The organism is Planktotalea sp. (assembly GCF_050633725.1).
Taxonomy (GTDB): domain Bacteria; phylum Pseudomonadota; class Alphaproteobacteria; order Rhodobacterales; family Rhodobacteraceae; genus Planktotalea.
Window position 1 is genome coordinate 202,399 of sequence record NZ_JBOEHB010000012.1, and the last position, 15,434, is coordinate 217,832.

The window sequence follows — 15,434 nt, forward strand, 5'->3', positions numbered from 1 at the left end:
TTGCTTTTGTAGATGAAAGGAACTGAGACATGACATTATTAACAACTGTAGCTATCGGTGCAGGCATCCTAGGTGTTGCGCTACTAAGCACCCAGCTTTTGCCACGCGAAGTGACCGTCGTTCGCAGCGCGCAAGTGAGCGCGAGCCCAAGCGACGTGATCGCCTTGCTGGCATCCAATGAGGGCTATCAAAGGATAAATCCCTACAAAGCGAGCGATCCAGCGCTGAAGATCGCCCTGTTTGGCCCGTCCAGCGGTGTCGGGTCTGGATTCCACTTTGACGGGAAAGACGGCAAAGGCAGCCAAACTGTTGCGGCTGTTACCGATCATTCGGTCACCTATGACATCGATCTTGGGGCAATGGGGAAACCCAAGCAAATCGTCGATGTACGATCAAGCGGCGGCGGGTCAGCCGTTGAATGGCGGATGAAGGCGGATTTAGGTCGCAATCCTATCGCCCGCATTTTTGGTCTTTTCATGGATGGGATGATCGGGAAAACTCTTGAACAAGGTCTCACTAACCTGAACACCGCTGCATAAGGAACGATTACAATGCGTTATACATTTTTGCTATACTCGAACCCCGCTGATTTTGCCGATATGACGCCCGAAGACTGGGCCGCGCAAAAAGAAGTCTATGGTGCCTATATCGGTGCGCTCCAGCAAGCAGGTGTTTTTGTCGATACCGATTGGCTGCAAGGCGTTGAAACCGCTTCGACACTCAGCGCAGCTAGCGGATCCGTTCAGATACAAGACGGTCCATTTGCGGAGACCAAAGAAACGCTCGGTGGATATTTTGTAATTGACGTCCCTGACTTGGACGTCGCTCTTGAATGGGCAGGAAGATGCCCCGCAGCGCAATTTGGCAAGGTCGAAATCCGAGCCAGCGCGATGGATAGTCTTTGAATGACACTGCGCGCGCTGCGGAACATGCGGCGCGCGACAGTTATGGCCGTTTGCTTTCCATTCTGGCCTCGCGCAGCTCCGATATTGCCAGCGCTGAAGATGCTCTGAGTGATGCCTTTGCAAAGGCACTGATGCTCTGGCCAAAAGAGGGCGTGCCAGACAATCCTGACGCATGGCTCGTGCGCGTGGCGAAGAACAGGTTGATAGACGGTCAACGCCGTTCTGCACGACTTGCGCCAGAAGAGGACATACCAGAAGTGATACATCAGGCAGACAGCACTGCACCCGACAAACGTTTGGAATTGATGTTCGTTTGCGCCCATCCCGCGATTGATCGGAAAATGCACACCCCCTTGATGCTTCAATGCGTGATGGGCTTAGAAGCCGAACAGATCGGTCAAGCGTTTCTGGTGCCCAAAGCCACAATGGCCCAGCGCCTAGTGCGCGCCAAAACCAAAATCAAAGCGAATGCCGTTCCCTTCAAACTGCCAAACGAAGATGCCATTGACGCGCGCTTGGATGCGGTTATGGAAGCGATCTACGGCGCGTACTCAAGCGATTGGCTAGAAACCGGTGATGCCATGGGCATGGAAGCGTTGTATTTGGCGGACGTGCTCTGCACCCAGTTACCGACGCACGCAGAAGCACATGGCCTGGCCGCCTTGCTCGGGTTTGCGGCAGCACGACGAGACACCCGTATCGTGGACGGCGTGTTCGTTCCTTTGGATGAGCAAAACCCAGCCGCCTGGAACACCCAACTCACACGAGGGGCGCAGGCTTTGCTGCGTCGGGCGAGCGAAATGGGGCAGATTGGACGCTTCCAGCTGGAGGCTGCTATTCAGGCAATCCATGCTCGACGGATAGATGGCGAACCAGCTGATTGGCGCGCGGCGACACAGCTTTATGCTGGGCTGTGCCAACTCTACCCAACTTTGGGCGCGCAGATCGGCTACGCTGTCGCACTGAGCCATGTTCAAGGCGCCGATGCAGGTTTGGCAGTTCTGGATGCGCTCGAGCCCAAGCAAGTGCTCGGGCTACAAAGCTATCACGCCGCACGGGCGCATTTTTTGAGCGAACTTGGTCAACTGAACGATGCTGCTAAAACTTACGAAGCAGCCTTGGCCCTAACAGCTCAGCCCCCATTGCGCGCATTTCTAGAAAAGCAAAGGCAGGCAGTGATCAAGCGGCTTTAGCCCAACTTACCATCATCAATACTGTAATGAGGGAAAATGCCGTCCATTGCGGCATCGTTAACAGCGCTTCAAACATGACCGCGTTGACCACCAGAAAGATTACAGCAAATCCGGCGTTCAAAGTAATTTGCAACACTACCATTGCTTTGTTTCGGTTGCGTGCGAGGTAAGCGATGGCAACGGTCGAACAGGCGAGGATCAAGGTGATCATGTGCCAAACAACCAATGCGACGCCTTTCACGACAGGATCTATCGTTGCGGCCTCCAGTATCGGCGGCATGATCTCCTGCGTCCCTACGAACAGGTGAACGCCAGTCGTCAGGCCCATCAATAGTGCAGCGCTTAGTGTCAAATAATTCATGTTGCCGTCTCCATACGGTAACGTATAGTTCGAAAACTTGCAAAGAGCAATACGTCTGCGTATGTTGCGGCATGAGCAGATTGTCACAGTTAGATTGGATTGCCGCAGGCTTTCGTGCGCTTACGTCCAAAGGGGCACAGGCGTTAAAGGCCGAGCCTTTGGCACGAGATTTGAAGACCACCAAAGGTTCCTTCTATTGGCACTTCAAAGATGTTCCAGCGTTTCAGGCTGCTATGCTTGAACTTTGGGAAGAACGTGCAACCAAAGAAATCATCACTTTGCTCGACGCGATCCCAAACCATGAGAAAAAGCTGCGCACCCTAGCGCAAGTCGCAACAGAGCCGCAGGAAAACTACGGCGGTATCGGCGCAGAGCCTGCGATTCGCGCCTGGGCCAAGGGCGACACAAATGTAGCTGCCGCTGTGAAACGGGTCGATAGCGCAAGGCTCGATCATCTCAAAGGCATCTTCGAAGGGATGGGCATGGGCAATCCCGACCTGCCCCGCGTGTTCTATGCCGGTCTAATTGGCTTGCAAGAAATAGCCGATGGAGAAGAGGGATCAAGCGAGGCACCTCTGGCCACGCTTGCAGATTTGATGATTGCCCTGTCCGAAACGGACTAAGCGGCGACAAACGTACCATGCAAGCCAAGTGGCAAGGCGATGTCCAATTCCGCCTTCATGATCGGCCCGTCTCCAAGGTGTAGACCCTCGTAAACTGAAAGGGTCGTAACTCCTTTTTGCCAATCGAGAGCTGTGCCAAGGATCCAAAAATCATCCCTACTTTTCGGCTTGGGGACGATCAGGTGTTCCTCCAGAATTTCGGTCTCACCAACATCATAGAACGATGCTTTACCTGTTTCACGGTCAACCAAAGTCAAGCGATCGAATCCAAAAGCAGAGACACCACCGGGCTGGGCCAACATAAGCGCATACTTGTGCGCACTTAGGTTCTCTCGTGCGTCAGTTTGGATGAACTCCACCTGACCAAGCTCGGACGCTTTGTCGAGTGTCACGGTTTTAGAGTTCAAATCGACGCGCGCTTGGACATAGTGTGAAGCAGATGAGCCAGCGCCATCCCAGCTTCCGTCCATCGCCTCAAAGGCATCTTTGGTCATGAAACTTGGATCGTCATGTAGCGCAAAGTCAAACCCAAGCTCAGTATCGCTCATGTCGTAGGCATTGCCGAAATGAAAAACCCAGAATGGATCAAGCTCAACCTGCCTGACATTGCTTAGATCGCTCTTGTCGATCACAAGAACTTGGGTCGGGCTATCCTTGCTCCATTCAAACAGGCCAACGAATGACTCTCCCCGCAAATCGCTCGCAGCGAAAGGTGGCAAAACGAGGATGATCTTGCTCTTGGTAATCATGAAGTCATGGATCATTGGCGTCGCCGTTTGAGGCAGCACATGGGTTTGCAGCAACTTTCCCTGCGCCGAAATATGATAGATGATCAAAGCCCCCGGCGTGACAGAATAGCCTACATTCCAAACAGAGCCGTCGGTATCAACGCGCGGATGCGCACCAAAGGGCAAACCGTCAGTTTCAGAGGACCAGACCTTTCGCCCTTCGGTTTCCAGAGATTCAGGGTTGATGACATGAGCAGAACCACCCTCCCAAAGCGCGAGCAGTTCGCCAGCATGATTGAGCAGGCTAATATTCGCGGTGTTGGTGTTATCGGCCGAACCACCCGACGTTAAATCGTGGCCGTGGCTGCCAAACCCCACAAACTGAATGCGCTTTGCTTTGAGTTCCGCAAAGTTGCGGGCTGTTTCGATCATCTTACCATGATGTTTGATCTGACCGTCGGCAAAGGCAAACCGCTGCACCATACCCGGGGCATCAAACCAGTGCATAAATCGGTCTTGCCCAATATCATGCATCGCTGGACCATTGCGATAAAGGCTACCCCTTAATCCCTCTGGAACACGACCAGATGTAATGCGCAAGTTCGCGTGCATTTCAATCTCGCGTGCACCCAGATAGCCAAGGAGCCATGGTTTTTGCTCTAAAGCCGCCATGAACGCCGCCTGATCGCCAAGATGCGATTGCGCCCGCAGAGTCGCTGGCAAAGCAGAGGCCGCCATGAAGCTCGCGAAAGATTTTACAAAGCTGCGCCGATCCATATCAAAGCCCGTTTAGCTTGATAGAAAACTCTTGATCCGAACCATCATGCTCGAACTTGAAGTCCTCAAACTTGGGGGCTGAAAAACCGATGCGGGGATTGTTGGTAAAGCCGAAGGGTTCCGTTGGCGCGCCCAACAAGTTTTGATCTAACCTTTCGTCGTTGTTTTCGTCTTGAAAAACGGCGATCCCATAGGTCCCCGAAGACAGGTTCTTAATAGTGATCACTGTGGTGCCTTGCTGCGCAGGAATAGATTCAAAAGCAACGACCTTTTCGGTATCAAACGAGGCTTGGCTGTCGAAAACCGCGGCGCGCATCGTTCCTGTATTTGTTTGGGTTTCGATTTTGAGCGTCACAGTTTGCGCAGACGCCAGGCCGCCAAGCCCAATAATAAGCGAGGTCGCCAAAAGCAAAGATTTCATGGAATTCACCTTTTGTGCATGGAAATGAAAGAACTCCATTTACTTGCCAAAAGGGATGACTTGATCGCTAGAAGCTATTCACAAAATCCGCAATTCTTACGTAGGTCACAACAAAAACGCTTTACGCTGCGTGAACTGCACCTAACGCCCATCGGATCTATCGGGGTTCGCCCCATTTCTCGGTAAGCTGCTCAACAATCTGATCGCGGGCTTGTCGGTATGCATCCAGCTTGGCGTCGCGTGTTTCGCCCCGACCGGTCGGATCCATTGTCGGCCAATATTCGACCTCAAGATGAAAAACACGCGTTAGTTCTAATGCACGGTTATGACTGGCTGGAGATAGTGCCACGACAAAATCGAAAGAGCTAAGATCATCGCCGAATTGCTCCATCTCATCGAACGAACGCGAGCGGTGACGTTCCAGCTCGACCCCGATTTCAGCGCAAACCGCGATCGCAAAGCCGTCAATCTCCAAATCATTGTTAACACCGACCGATTGAACATAGGATTGCGTGCCATAGAGCTTTTTCATGATCCCTTCGGCCATCGGCGATCGCACAGCATTATGATCGCAGCAAAACAGGACCGATTGAGGCAAGTCAGTCGCCATCTTATGCCCCAAAATGCAAAACGCAGATCAACGTAAAGAGCCGACGGGCGGTATCAATGTCTATCTCCGCTTTGCCTTCTAGCCGTTCTTGTAAAATTCGACTGCCTTCCAGATGAATCCCGCGCCGTGCCATGTCGATGGTTTCAATTTGGCTTGGCGGCAGGGTTTTCACCGCATCGAAATAGCTTTCGCAAATTTGGAAATAGTCTTTAACCACCTGCCTGAACGGACCAAGCGAGAGATGAAATTCCGCAGCAGTTTCTTTGGCGCTGGTTTTGATATCGAAAACCAACCGTTTTTCACGGATCGCAAGCGTTAGATCATAAGGACCTTCGGGCACTGCTCGTTCGTCTCTCTGAGGCAAAACAAAAGAGTTGTCTTCGAGCAGATCGAAAACAGCGACCTTGCGCTCTTGTTCTATCTCGGGCGTTGGGGGTGGCAATGCACTGTCGTCAATTTCAATGTGAGCAATTCGAGACATCAGTTTGACCCGTTCAATTGTTGCAAGCGGGCAGTCACGGACAAACCATGCGCCTCAAGGCTTTCGGAATTAGCGAGCACTTCAGCAGAAGGACCGATTGCGCGCAAGGCTTGCGGCGTCATTCGCGCCATTGTGGTGCGTTTGATAAAGTCCATCACGGACAGGCCAGAAGAAAAGCGCGCTGAGCGGGCAGTTGGCAGCACGTGATTTGGACCACCTATGTAATCCCCAATAGCTTCAGGCGTCCATTGTCCAAGGAAGATCGCACCCGCGTGAACGCATTTCTCTGCCAATGCCTCTGGATCAGCGACGCAAAGCTCCAAGTGTTCAGGCGCAATCCGATTGGACAAGGAGGCGGCTTCATTCATGTCGTTGACCGTTATCACCGCCCCATAGTCGCGCCAGCTCGCTCCTGCGATTTCGCGGCGTTCTAGAGTTTGCAGTCGTTTTTCAACGGCACTCGCCACAGCTTGGCCAAACGCGGCGTCATCCGTGATCAACAGAGATTGCGCGCTTTCGTCGTGCTCGGCTTGCGACATAAGATCTAGGGCAAGCCAATCCGGATCGTTGTCTTTGTCAGCGATCACTAAGATTTCGGACGGCCCAGCGATCATGTCGATGCCAACTTTACCAAACACGCGGCGCTTTGCAGCGGCAACAAAGGCGTTTCCTGGTCCGGTGATTTTATCGACAGGTCTTACGGCTTCGGTTCCATAAGCCAGAGCGGCAATCGCTTGCGCACCACCAATGCGATAGATTTCATTAACGCCCGCGATGCGCGCCGCGAGCAATACCGCTGGATTGGCAACGCCGTCCGGAGTCGGCACAACAATAGCAAGCCGCTCAACACCGGCGACTTTTGCAGGGATAGCATTCATCAGAACAGAAGACGGATAGGATGCAAGACCACCAGGAACATACAGACCAGCGGCGGAAACCGCCGTCCAACGCCAACCAAGCGTTGCTCCTGCGTCGTCAGTCCAGCTTGCATCCTCTGGCATCTGTTTCTCGTGATATGCACGGATGCGCGCGGCCGCGAGTTCAAGCGCCGTGCGCTCAGCATCTGGGACCTCAGAACAGGCCGTTTCAATTTCTTCAGCAGAGAAAGCCAGAGTTTCGGGCGTCAGCTCCAAGCGATCAAACTTTGAAGTCAGTTCAATCACCGCCGTATCACCACGTTCGCGAACATCTGCAATAATGCCAGCAACGACAGTGTCTACGTCGGGGCTATCTTCACGTTTTGCGTTCAAGAGCGCGGTAAAACGGGCTTCAAAATCAGCGTCGCTTGTAGAGAAAAACTGCGGCATAGGCTGTCCCTTTTGTCTGGCGCTAGACTTAACGCCAGACTGGGACGGCCTCAAGGGCGCTTACGCGCGGCGTGGCAGCGCATAAAGAGCAAAGCCAACCATCAAAAGTGTAACACCAGAGACGATTGTGCGTGCGGTGTTCCAGAACTGCCAGCGTGGGGAATACTCATCCCAGATTGCTTGCGCTTCTGCGAGCGGCAAAGGGTCTGAAAACGCCTCTAGCGCAATGTTCATCGGCACGTTCACGTTTGCAGTCGGGACAAATGCGCCGATGACATACACAATCCCACCGCCAGCGATCAACAGAGCGACACGCTTTTGTCCACCAAGGAAAGCGATAACACCCGTCGCGATCAAAACAATCGGTGTACCGAAAAAGGCAGGCATAAAGACGCCATTGCGCACGGATATGTTCATCGCGTTCATCGCAGCAATCGCGGTGTTAGGGTCAAGCGTATCAAGACCCCACATGGTCGAGCAGACCCAAGCATAGAAAAAACCGAAGATCGCCCCTGAAAGCAGCAGCGAGAGAAATACCATTGGAGTTAATAAACGTTGCATCGTAATTTGTCCCTGTTGATCGTTGTTTTGTGCAGGGTGATACGGAGCAGTCGTTGCTTTCCGTCGCGTAAATTACTCGTGGTTCGGAATTTTTTTGGATGGCGCTACATACGGGCGCGTAACATCCTTCAATGTGACGTCCAGCGCCTCGACGTCTAATCGGATCGCACCGTCACCAGCTAAAGTTAGAATTACGTGGCCAGACGGCGCTTCGCCTGCCTCAAATTCAACGCTGAGAACGGAAAGAACCATGTCCTTATCGGCGCGATCAATACCTTGGCTCGACACCGATGTGACATCCGAAAAATGAAGCACCGATTGAACACGCTCGGGCTTCGGGGTGCGCTCCTCTTCCCAGCGGAAACGATTCAACAGGACAGCGAAACGGCGTTCAGACGCAAAGTATCGCATTTCGGTTGTTGGAAATATGGCGTCCTGGACAAGCGCCGAGAGGATTTTGAGATCATCCGCGTCTTGTGCGCCAATGTTTAACGATGAGGCAACACCGTCTTCGAAACGTGCATCTTCACTCATGATCCTTGGACCCGCTCAATATCCGCACCAACAGCGCCTAGCTTTTCTTCGATCCGCTCATAGCCGCGATCAAGATGGTAAACTCGGTTTACTTGCGTCTCGCCCTCCGCGCGTAGACCTGCGAGGATAAGAGAGACCGAAGCACGCAAATCTGTAGCCATAACAGGCGCGCCGTTCATTTTATCAACGCCCGTGACCGTTGCAGTGCCCCCATGCACTTCTACGTTGGCACCCATTCGCAGAAGCTCTGGCGCATGCATAAAGCGGTTCTCAAAGATTGTTTCTTCAAGCACGCTTGTGCCATCCGCAAAGCACATCATTGCCATGAATTGTGCTTGTAAGTCTGTTGGAAACCCCGGGAAAGGTTCGGTTGTCACGTTCACTGGCTTAATCGGACCATCGGGTTTGGTCACTCGTAGACCAAGTTTGGTTTCCTCGATGATTGCGCCAGACTCTTGCATTTTTTCAGCAAATGATGGGATCAAATCAAGCCGACCACCCAACAACTCAACAGAACCGCCCGCAATCATTGGCGCAATCATGAACGTGCCCATTTCAATGCGATCGGGAATGACGGCTTGCGTGGCACCATGGAGCTTTTCAACGCCTTGGATAGTGATTGTGTCGGTACCAGCGCCTTCGATTTGAGCGCCCATCGCAATCAAGCAATCCGCGAGTGCCTTGGTATCTGGCTCACGCGCGGCGTTCTTGATGACGGTCGTGCCTTTAGCAAGCGTCGCAGCCGTCATGGCATTTTCGGTCGCGCCAACAGACGCAAAACGCAGTGGAATTTCCGCGCCAGTCAGTCCTTTCGACGCTGTGGCGTGCACGTAACCATCCTTTAGCTCGATGCTGGCGCCCATGCGCTCAAGTGCATCAAGGTGCATATCAACCGCGCGTGCGCCGATTGCACAGCCACCCGGCATAGACACGATCGCTTCTCCAGCACGGGCAATCATTGGGCCAAGCACATTGAAAGAGGCGCGCAGTTTACGCACCAAATCATAGTCAGCTTTGTGAGACGTCAGCTCTGTCGCATTAAGCGCCAAAACGCGGCCACCCGCCAATTGCGCGATTTCGCAGCCAAGAGATTCAAGCACATCACTGAGCGTTCCAATATCCGCAAGGCGCGGTACATTGGTTAGCGTCAACGGTTCATCAGTCAAAAGCGCCGCGCACATGAGTTTAAGAACTGTGTTCTTCGCACCTGCAATCGGGATTTGCCCGTTCAGCGCGCCATTACCTCTGACGAGAATTGAATCCATTTGATTGGCCTACTCTTTATGTCTCGCCTTTTGGCGATTGTTGTTGCTCTGCGTGCGAGCGTGTCTTTGCCTGCGCTTTACGCCGCCCCAAATTTGCTTTCAACGCCGCTTTAAGCCGATCCTCGCGCGAGGCTTGCTTATTGGACTGCTTTTTCGGGTCACTTCGCTCTGTCATGGCTCTTCTCTAACGCAGGTCCTTGTTAGGGTCCAGATTGCGCTTGCGTGAGAGTCTAATTGGGTCTAATCAGCCGCCCACACGGCTGCTGCTGTAGCTCAGAGGTAGAGCACTCCCTTGGTAAGGGAGAGGTCGAGAGTTCGATTCTCTCCAGCAGCACCATGATTTCTTATATTATTAAATAAATCCAATACTTTAGACCACGAGAAGTCTGCTTCCCCTTTTTTCGATCCCCCGCTTGTGCTTTGAACAGACAACGGAAAACCCACCTTTGCGAACCTAATCGAAGTACAAAGCACGGTCGCGCTCACTCAAAAGATGTGCGCATTTCGCTATGAAAGGGTGGCTCGCATGGTTCTCGCACCACTGAATTTCGAAACGTTTACGTTGGTAGAGCCGTTGCCACATGGCTTAAACACGTCTCTGCCACATCGCGCGCGTCTTGATCGGCTCTTTGCCGTCGTGTGCAACGCCGCACGATCTACACCCTTTCGATTTTTGAAAGGCGCATCTGAAGAAGCCGCCTCCCGCGCTCTAGCTGTCAAAGAACACGTTTCGCTTGGATCTCATGAAGCAGATAGCTTTGAGAAAGCGCCGCTCAGATGGCGGCGTTTTTGAGGTAGCTTTCGAAACTGGTACTACCTCGCAAAAAGCGGCCGCTCAAATTGGAACTCTTCATCCAAGTCCGCGCGAAGCCCCGTTCGGCAGACAGCCAATGTCACCGGTGATTCGTCAACAATTGCGCTCATTTCGTCCAATTTTGCCTAAAAATTGCGAAATGACGTGGCGGCAAGAATATTCCCCGCACTATGGTTAAGTTGAGCTACGCTTGCTCGGCTCAGTCGCGCCTTACGCAATCTTAAAGGGATGCGCGATCAAACCTACACTTCAAAATACTTGATTAGTTGCTCAAGGATTGTGGCAACCGCCTAAATATTTATTGACGAATACTGCTCAATTACCCTCAAAGCGGAAACAATAATGCTAATACTTACATCTGTTTCCGAACAATTGACAAAAATGGGTGCTTTCTGAAATCTGCCAACAGGACACTCTATGCACCTACAGGATGTATTTGTGAAATGCGCCGCCGCCAAAGCAAAACTAAATAGCGGCTATTTCCCGCTTAGTTGGCCAAGTGCTACGCCCTAATTTGGTCAATCGCGCAACTCCAAAACATTGACGAAAGTGGCGCGTTTATGTCATTACCGAGGAGTTGAGACAAGTTTTCGACACATTGTTTAAACCTGCGAGCTGTCAAAAATAATGCAGATTTGAACGTAACAGAAGTGTCTGCTGAGCCGGCTTCAAACCCGTCTTATTTGTGAGCCCCAATTGGAGTGCCCACTTCGTAGGCTTGATTGGTGAGTGCGTATGCAGCGGTTGCGCTGCGAAGTGTGTAAGGGGATGAAACATGGCGTCACATGATAGACGGCTAAATACTTATGCCGATATTATCAGCGGCCTGCCACGAGCGACTACTGAGCTGCGATCGCGTTCGATCTATGCTTCGTTCATAAAGCCTGTGGTAGATGTAGTTCTGACACTGATGCTCGCTTTGCCTGCTGCAATTATCGTCGGCATCTTTGCGCTTCTAATCATGCGCGATGGCCACAATCCGTTCTATCGCCAAAGTCGCATTGGCAAGGACGGGCGTGCCTTTCGCATGTGGAAACTCCGCAGCATGGTTCCGAACGCAGATGCTGTGCTTGAAGGCTACCTTGCAAAGAACCCTGAAGCGCGCCGTGAGTGGGATTTCACTCAGAAGCTTAAGAACGATCCACGGATCACCCCGATTGGAAAATTGATCCGCAAAACCTCCATTGATGAGCTGCCACAGCTGATGAATGTCCTGTGCGGTGAAATGTCATTGGTCGGGCCGCGTCCGATGATGCTTGATCAACGTATGTTGTATCCAGGCGTCGCCTATTATGCGATGCGCCCTGGAGTTACAGGATTTTGGCAGACCTCTTCGCGTAACGAGAGCAGCTTTGCCGAGCGCGCGACCTTCGACGCCTCTTACTTTAACGCCATGTCCTTGGGTACAGACCTGCGTGTGCTGACAAAAACAGTTGGCGTCGTCTTTGCTGGAACAGGCTACTAAAGCCCCATGAGTAGCGGCGCCCTCGCCGCTACACTTGCTCAGCCTGATTGGCGAGCAAAGCACAATCCCTAGTTTGCACGCCACTGCGTCATGGTTTCGCCGCTATTCCAAGCGTATAGTGTCTGCGTAACCTGACAGTTTGGTCAGCTCAAAAAACATACGGGCGCGCGATGCCAAATATGATCGCATTTGGGATGCTGGCCATTTGGCCCTTAGTCACTTTGGTGATGTTTAGACGCTTGCCAGTCGAAAAAGCATTCATCTGGGCTATTGTCGCAGGATATCTCATTCTACCACCTCCCCCCGCCGGCTTTGACTTTCCACTACTGCCCGCCTTTGACAAAGACACAATCCCAAGCTTGTCTGTCTTTATCATTTGCTTCTTTATGTATGGGCATCGCGGTTCACTCATGCCTGAAACGATGTTGCCGCGTTTGGTTTTAGGCGTGTTCATTTTCAGCCCAATGTTCACAGTTCTCACCAACGGCGAGCCTGTTTTTTACGGGCAAGTCGGGATCAGGGGCCTTGGAACGACTGACATGCTTGCATTGTGCATGTTGCAGTTCATCACGGTCATCCCTTTTCTGATTGCTAGAAAATTCCTTGTGGATGCGGAAAGCCAAAAGGAAATCCTGAAGGTCTTCCTGTTCAGCGGCCTTTGTTATTCGCTGCTCATGCTTATTGAGGTTCGACTTAGCCCGCAGCTCAACACATGGATCTATGGCTATTTCCAACACGTTTTTGGTCAATCGGTCCGCTTTGGTGGCTACCGTCCTTTGGTATTCCTCTATCATGGCCTTTGGGTCGCTCTATTTGCGATGATGGTGGTGATAGCCGCTCTTGCAATTGCTAAGGCCGAAGCAGGCAAGGAAAAGCTGATGGCTTATGTCGCAGGTGCTTATATGCTTGCGGTTCTGGTCCTGTGTAAGTCCATGGGTTCGCTTCTCTTTGCGATCTTTTTGATCCCGATTGTTCTGTTGCTAAAGCGGAATGCACAGATCAAAATTGCTGCAATGATTGGCGCGCTCGCTGTTGGCTACCCTTTGCTCAAAGGCTTTGATGTTGTCCCTGTTCAATGGATGCTCGATCAAGCTGCCGCGGTTAGCGAAGAACGTTCTGCGTCTCTAAAGTTCCGTTTCGACAACGAAATCATCCTGATGGAACGGGCGATGATAAAGCCCCTGTTTGGATGGGGCAGTTGGGGGCGAAACCACATTCTTGATCCGGTTAGCGGGATTATTCTTACGGTCACAGACGGTCGATGGATCATTGCAATTGGCGTTTATGGTTGGGTCGGATTCCTAGCAGAGTTTTGCTTGCTTACACTGCCGATCTTTATGATATGGCGCGAGGCCAAGCCAAGTTTCGGCGCGACCATAACACCATACGCAGGCACGATTTCCCTGCTCTTGGCGATAAACGTGCTAGATATGATCCCTAATGCCACGCTCACTCCGTTAACTTGGCTCTTTTCCGGGGCTTTACTTGGCTATGCAGAAACGCTTCGCGCGGAACGCATTGCGCGCACCCCGGGCATGGAACCCTTTTTCTGGCGGACAGTTCTTTAGATGCAATCCACCCCTCGTGTCTTAATCATCGCCGAAGCCGCTAACCCCGAATGGGTCAGCGTGCCTTTGGTCGGGTGGTCTTTAGCGACAGCAATTGCTGCGAAGTGCGATGCCCATATTGTGACTCAAATTCGCAATCGTGACGCTTTTTTGCGCGCTGGGTTGGTGGAAGGGAAGGACTTTACCGCCATTGATTCGGAGGCTTTCGCTCGACCGCTTTGGGCCATTGGGGAAAAACTACGCATGGGGCAAGGCAAAGGATGGACCACGCTTCAATTGATTAACGCGCTTGGATACCCATACTTTGAACATTTGATTTGGAAAACTTTTGGATCCGCGATCCAAGCAGGCGAGTATGACATTGTGCATCGTGTCACCCCTCTTAGCCCAACGATTTCCAGCCCTTTAGCGGCCAAATGCGCCCGCGCGGGAGTTCCATTTGTGCTGGGGCCTTTGAATGGCGGCGTTCCGTGGCCAAAAGGATTTGACGCTGAGAGACGCCGTGAACGCGAATGGCTGTCTTATCTGCGCTCGGCGTACAAAGCGTTGCCGGGACGCAAAGCGACCCAAAGACACGCAAGCGCGATTTTGACTGGATCACGCCATACCGCGAGCGAAATTGCATCTCAACACCAAGACAAGTGCATTTACATGCCCGAAAACGGCATCGACCCAAAGCGCTTTTCAGAACGTGCGGAAGCACCCAAGACTGGCCCATTGCGTGCCTGCTTCGTAGGACGTCTGGTGCCCTACAAAGGGCCTGACATGTTGCTAGAGGCGGCAGACCCGTTTTTGAAGAGCGGCGCGCTAGAGATCGAAATGATCGGCGATGGGCCAATGCTGGAAGAACTAAAAGCAGTACACACCACAGGCGTGAATTGGCGCGGATGGGTCGCGCATGAAGAGGTGCAGGACATCCTGAAAACCTGCCATTTGTTGTCTTTCCCATCCATTCGAGAATTTGGTGGCGGCGTTGTGCTAGAAGCGATGGCGCTTGGCGTACCTCCCTTAATTGTCGATTACGCTGGGCCGGGTGAGCTTGTCTGCGACAAATGGGGAATAAAGGTTCCAATCGGATCGCGCGACGAGATCATCACAGGTTTTCGCAATGCGTTAAGCGATCTATGCAAAGATCGCAGCGCCTTGGAAGCGATAGGAAATGCGGCAGCTGTGCGGGTTCAAAGCCATTTTACATGGGAGCGAAAAGCACATCAAATCACGCAAGTCTATGGTTGGATTGCCAAAGGTGGCGCGGCCCCGGATTTTTTCAGCTGATAGGGCGCGCTGGAATGCCAACAACGGTTTGGCCTGCTTCAACGTCGCGAGTAACAACAGCATTTGCGCCAATGCGCGCGTGATCACCTACCTTCAAAGGACCAAGTAGCTTGGCACCCGCGCCAATATCGACATGGCCACCCAGTGTAACCGCCCCCGCCAAGGTGACTTGGTGAAAGATCATGCAATTTGGACCGATTATACAATCTGGATGGATGATTATCCCCGTTGGATGGGTAAGCCGCAAGCCGCCTTCAATCTGCGTATTCAAATGAATTTCACTCTGCGTCACAGTCGACCAAAACAAATGCGACAAAGCCCAACGCTTTGCAGAAAGCTTGCCCAGCACCCCACCGCGCGACTTTGCCCGCTGATAACGCCTGATCGCTCGCATAAGTTTCTGACCGGGATCCCAAAATTGGCGCACGGCTTCGCGGCTCCAATCAGGTTCAGTCGCGGAAACATTCAAATCTTTGGTCTCTTGCATCGTGCTGCCCATTTCTTCACATGCAAACTAAGCCTTTGGCCCGAATTACGAAACCCCTT

Annotated in this window: 19 protein-coding genes and 1 tRNA gene; 9 read left to right on the plus strand and 11 right to left on the minus strand. The window is 52.3% G+C overall.

The window, feature by feature from the left end; genetic code table 11:
* Positions 1-29 precede the first annotated feature (29 nt).
* The 3 genes from ACRBCU_RS11985 to ACRBCU_RS11995 are packed head-to-tail and all read left to right on the plus strand — an operon-like array spanning position 30 to position 2,098.
* The gene (locus ACRBCU_RS11985) at positions 30-539 is read left to right on the plus strand and encodes an SRPBCC family protein (RefSeq protein WP_431365624.1); all 510 of its coding nucleotides are present in this window, start codon (positions 30-32) and stop codon (positions 537-539) included.
* A gap of 12 nt (positions 540-551) precedes the next feature.
* Entirely contained in the window at positions 552-905 is a 354-nt protein-coding gene (locus ACRBCU_RS11990) for a YciI family protein (RefSeq protein WP_431365625.1), read from the plus strand.
* Entirely contained in the window at positions 902-2,098 is a 1,197-nt protein-coding gene (locus ACRBCU_RS11995) for an RNA polymerase sigma factor (protein ID WP_431365626.1), read from the plus strand. Before ACRBCU_RS11990 ends, ACRBCU_RS11995 begins: the two co-directional genes overlap by 4 nt.
* Here ACRBCU_RS11995 and ACRBCU_RS12000 read toward each other — a convergent pair.
* Positions 2,085-2,459: a hypothetical protein gene (locus ACRBCU_RS12000; protein ID WP_431365627.1), complete on the minus strand. Its 375-nt coding sequence runs from the start codon at positions 2,457-2,459 to the stop codon at positions 2,085-2,087. The two genes, ACRBCU_RS11995 and ACRBCU_RS12000, sit on opposite strands and share 14 nt — an antisense overlap.
* A 71-nt stretch (positions 2,460-2,530) precedes the next feature.
* Here ACRBCU_RS12000 and ACRBCU_RS12005 point away from each other — a divergent pair, with 71 nt between their 5' ends.
* Complete coding sequence (locus tag ACRBCU_RS12005) at positions 2,531-3,082, plus strand: TetR/AcrR family transcriptional regulator (RefSeq protein ID WP_431365628.1); 552 nt, start codon at positions 2,531-2,533, stop codon at positions 3,080-3,082.
* Here the strand turns inward: ACRBCU_RS12005 and ACRBCU_RS12010 are convergent.
* The 9 genes from ACRBCU_RS12010 to ACRBCU_RS12050 all read right to left on the minus strand — a co-directional run bounded on the left by ACRBCU_RS12010 (position 3,079) and on the right by ACRBCU_RS12050 (position 9,941).
* Positions 3,079-4,587, minus strand: a complete 1,509-nt coding sequence (locus ACRBCU_RS12010; RefSeq protein WP_431365629.1) for a carotenoid oxygenase family protein — start codon at positions 4,585-4,587, stop codon at positions 3,079-3,081. The two genes, ACRBCU_RS12005 and ACRBCU_RS12010, sit on opposite strands and share 4 nt — an antisense overlap.
* A gap of 1 nt (position 4,588) precedes the next feature.
* A complete protein-coding gene (locus ACRBCU_RS12015) occupies positions 4,589-5,008 on the minus strand; it encodes a DUF2141 domain-containing protein (RefSeq protein ID WP_431365630.1) in 420 nt (139 codons plus the stop codon).
* 157 nt (positions 5,009-5,165) lie between these two features.
* Complete coding sequence (locus tag ACRBCU_RS12020; RefSeq protein WP_431365631.1) at positions 5,166-5,618, minus strand: low molecular weight phosphatase family protein; 453 nt, start codon at positions 5,616-5,618, stop codon at positions 5,166-5,168.
* A 1-nt stretch (position 5,619) separates the two neighbouring features.
* The gene (locus tag ACRBCU_RS12025; RefSeq protein ID WP_431365632.1) at positions 5,620-6,099 is read right to left on the minus strand and encodes a UPF0262 family protein; all 480 of its coding nucleotides are present in this window, start codon (positions 6,097-6,099) and stop codon (positions 5,620-5,622) included.
* Positions 6,099-7,406, minus strand: a complete 1,308-nt coding sequence (hisD, locus tag ACRBCU_RS12030) for a histidinol dehydrogenase (protein ID WP_431365633.1) — start codon at positions 7,404-7,406, stop codon at positions 6,099-6,101. The genes ACRBCU_RS12025 and hisD overlap by 1 nt, the downstream gene beginning before the upstream one ends.
* Before the next feature lie 60 nt (positions 7,407-7,466).
* Positions 7,467-7,967, minus strand: a complete 501-nt coding sequence (locus tag ACRBCU_RS12035) for a DUF1772 domain-containing protein (RefSeq protein ID WP_431365634.1) — start codon at positions 7,965-7,967, stop codon at positions 7,467-7,469.
* A 72-nt stretch (positions 7,968-8,039) separates the two neighbouring features.
* Positions 8,040-8,501, minus strand: coding sequence for a DUF2948 family protein (locus ACRBCU_RS12040; protein WP_431365635.1), 462 nt, complete (start codon positions 8,499-8,501; stop codon positions 8,040-8,042).
* Entirely contained in the window at positions 8,498-9,766 is a 1,269-nt protein-coding gene (gene murA, locus ACRBCU_RS12045) for a UDP-N-acetylglucosamine 1-carboxyvinyltransferase (RefSeq protein ID WP_431365636.1), read from the minus strand. The genes ACRBCU_RS12040 and murA overlap by 4 nt, the downstream gene beginning before the upstream one ends.
* 16 nt (positions 9,767-9,782) lie before the next feature.
* Positions 9,783-9,941 (minus strand): hypothetical protein, encoded by a 159-nt coding sequence (locus tag ACRBCU_RS12050; RefSeq protein ID WP_431365637.1) that lies wholly within the window; start codon positions 9,939-9,941, stop codon positions 9,783-9,785.
* An 87-nt stretch (positions 9,942-10,028) separates the two neighbouring features.
* Between ACRBCU_RS12050 and ACRBCU_RS12055 the strand changes: the two genes are divergently transcribed.
* From ACRBCU_RS12055 to ACRBCU_RS12075, 5 genes are all read left to right on the plus strand, one after another.
* Positions 10,029-10,103 (plus strand) — tRNA-Thr (locus tag ACRBCU_RS12055).
* A 189-nt stretch (positions 10,104-10,292) separates the two neighbouring features.
* Complete coding sequence (locus ACRBCU_RS12060) at positions 10,293-10,559, plus strand: hypothetical protein (RefSeq protein ID WP_431365638.1); 267 nt, start codon at positions 10,293-10,295, stop codon at positions 10,557-10,559.
* Between the two features lie 796 nt (positions 10,560-11,355).
* On the plus strand, positions 11,356-12,045 hold the full coding sequence (locus ACRBCU_RS12065) for a sugar transferase (RefSeq protein WP_431365639.1): 690 nt from the start codon (positions 11,356-11,358) through the stop codon (positions 12,043-12,045).
* 170 nt (positions 12,046-12,215) lie between these two features.
* Positions 12,216-13,613: a hypothetical protein gene (locus ACRBCU_RS12070; RefSeq protein ID WP_431365640.1), complete on the plus strand. Its 1,398-nt coding sequence runs from the start codon at positions 12,216-12,218 to the stop codon at positions 13,611-13,613.
* On the plus strand, positions 13,614-14,888 hold the full coding sequence (locus ACRBCU_RS12075; RefSeq protein ID WP_431365641.1) for a glycosyltransferase family 4 protein: 1,275 nt from the start codon (positions 13,614-13,616) through the stop codon (positions 14,886-14,888).
* On the opposite strand, the gene ACRBCU_RS12080 is transcribed toward ACRBCU_RS12075, so the two are convergent.
* Positions 14,881-15,375, minus strand: coding sequence for a serine O-acetyltransferase (locus ACRBCU_RS12080; protein ID WP_431365642.1), 495 nt, complete (start codon positions 15,373-15,375; stop codon positions 14,881-14,883). The genes ACRBCU_RS12075 and ACRBCU_RS12080 overlap by 8 nt on opposite strands.
* Positions 15,376-15,434 lie beyond the last annotated feature (59 nt).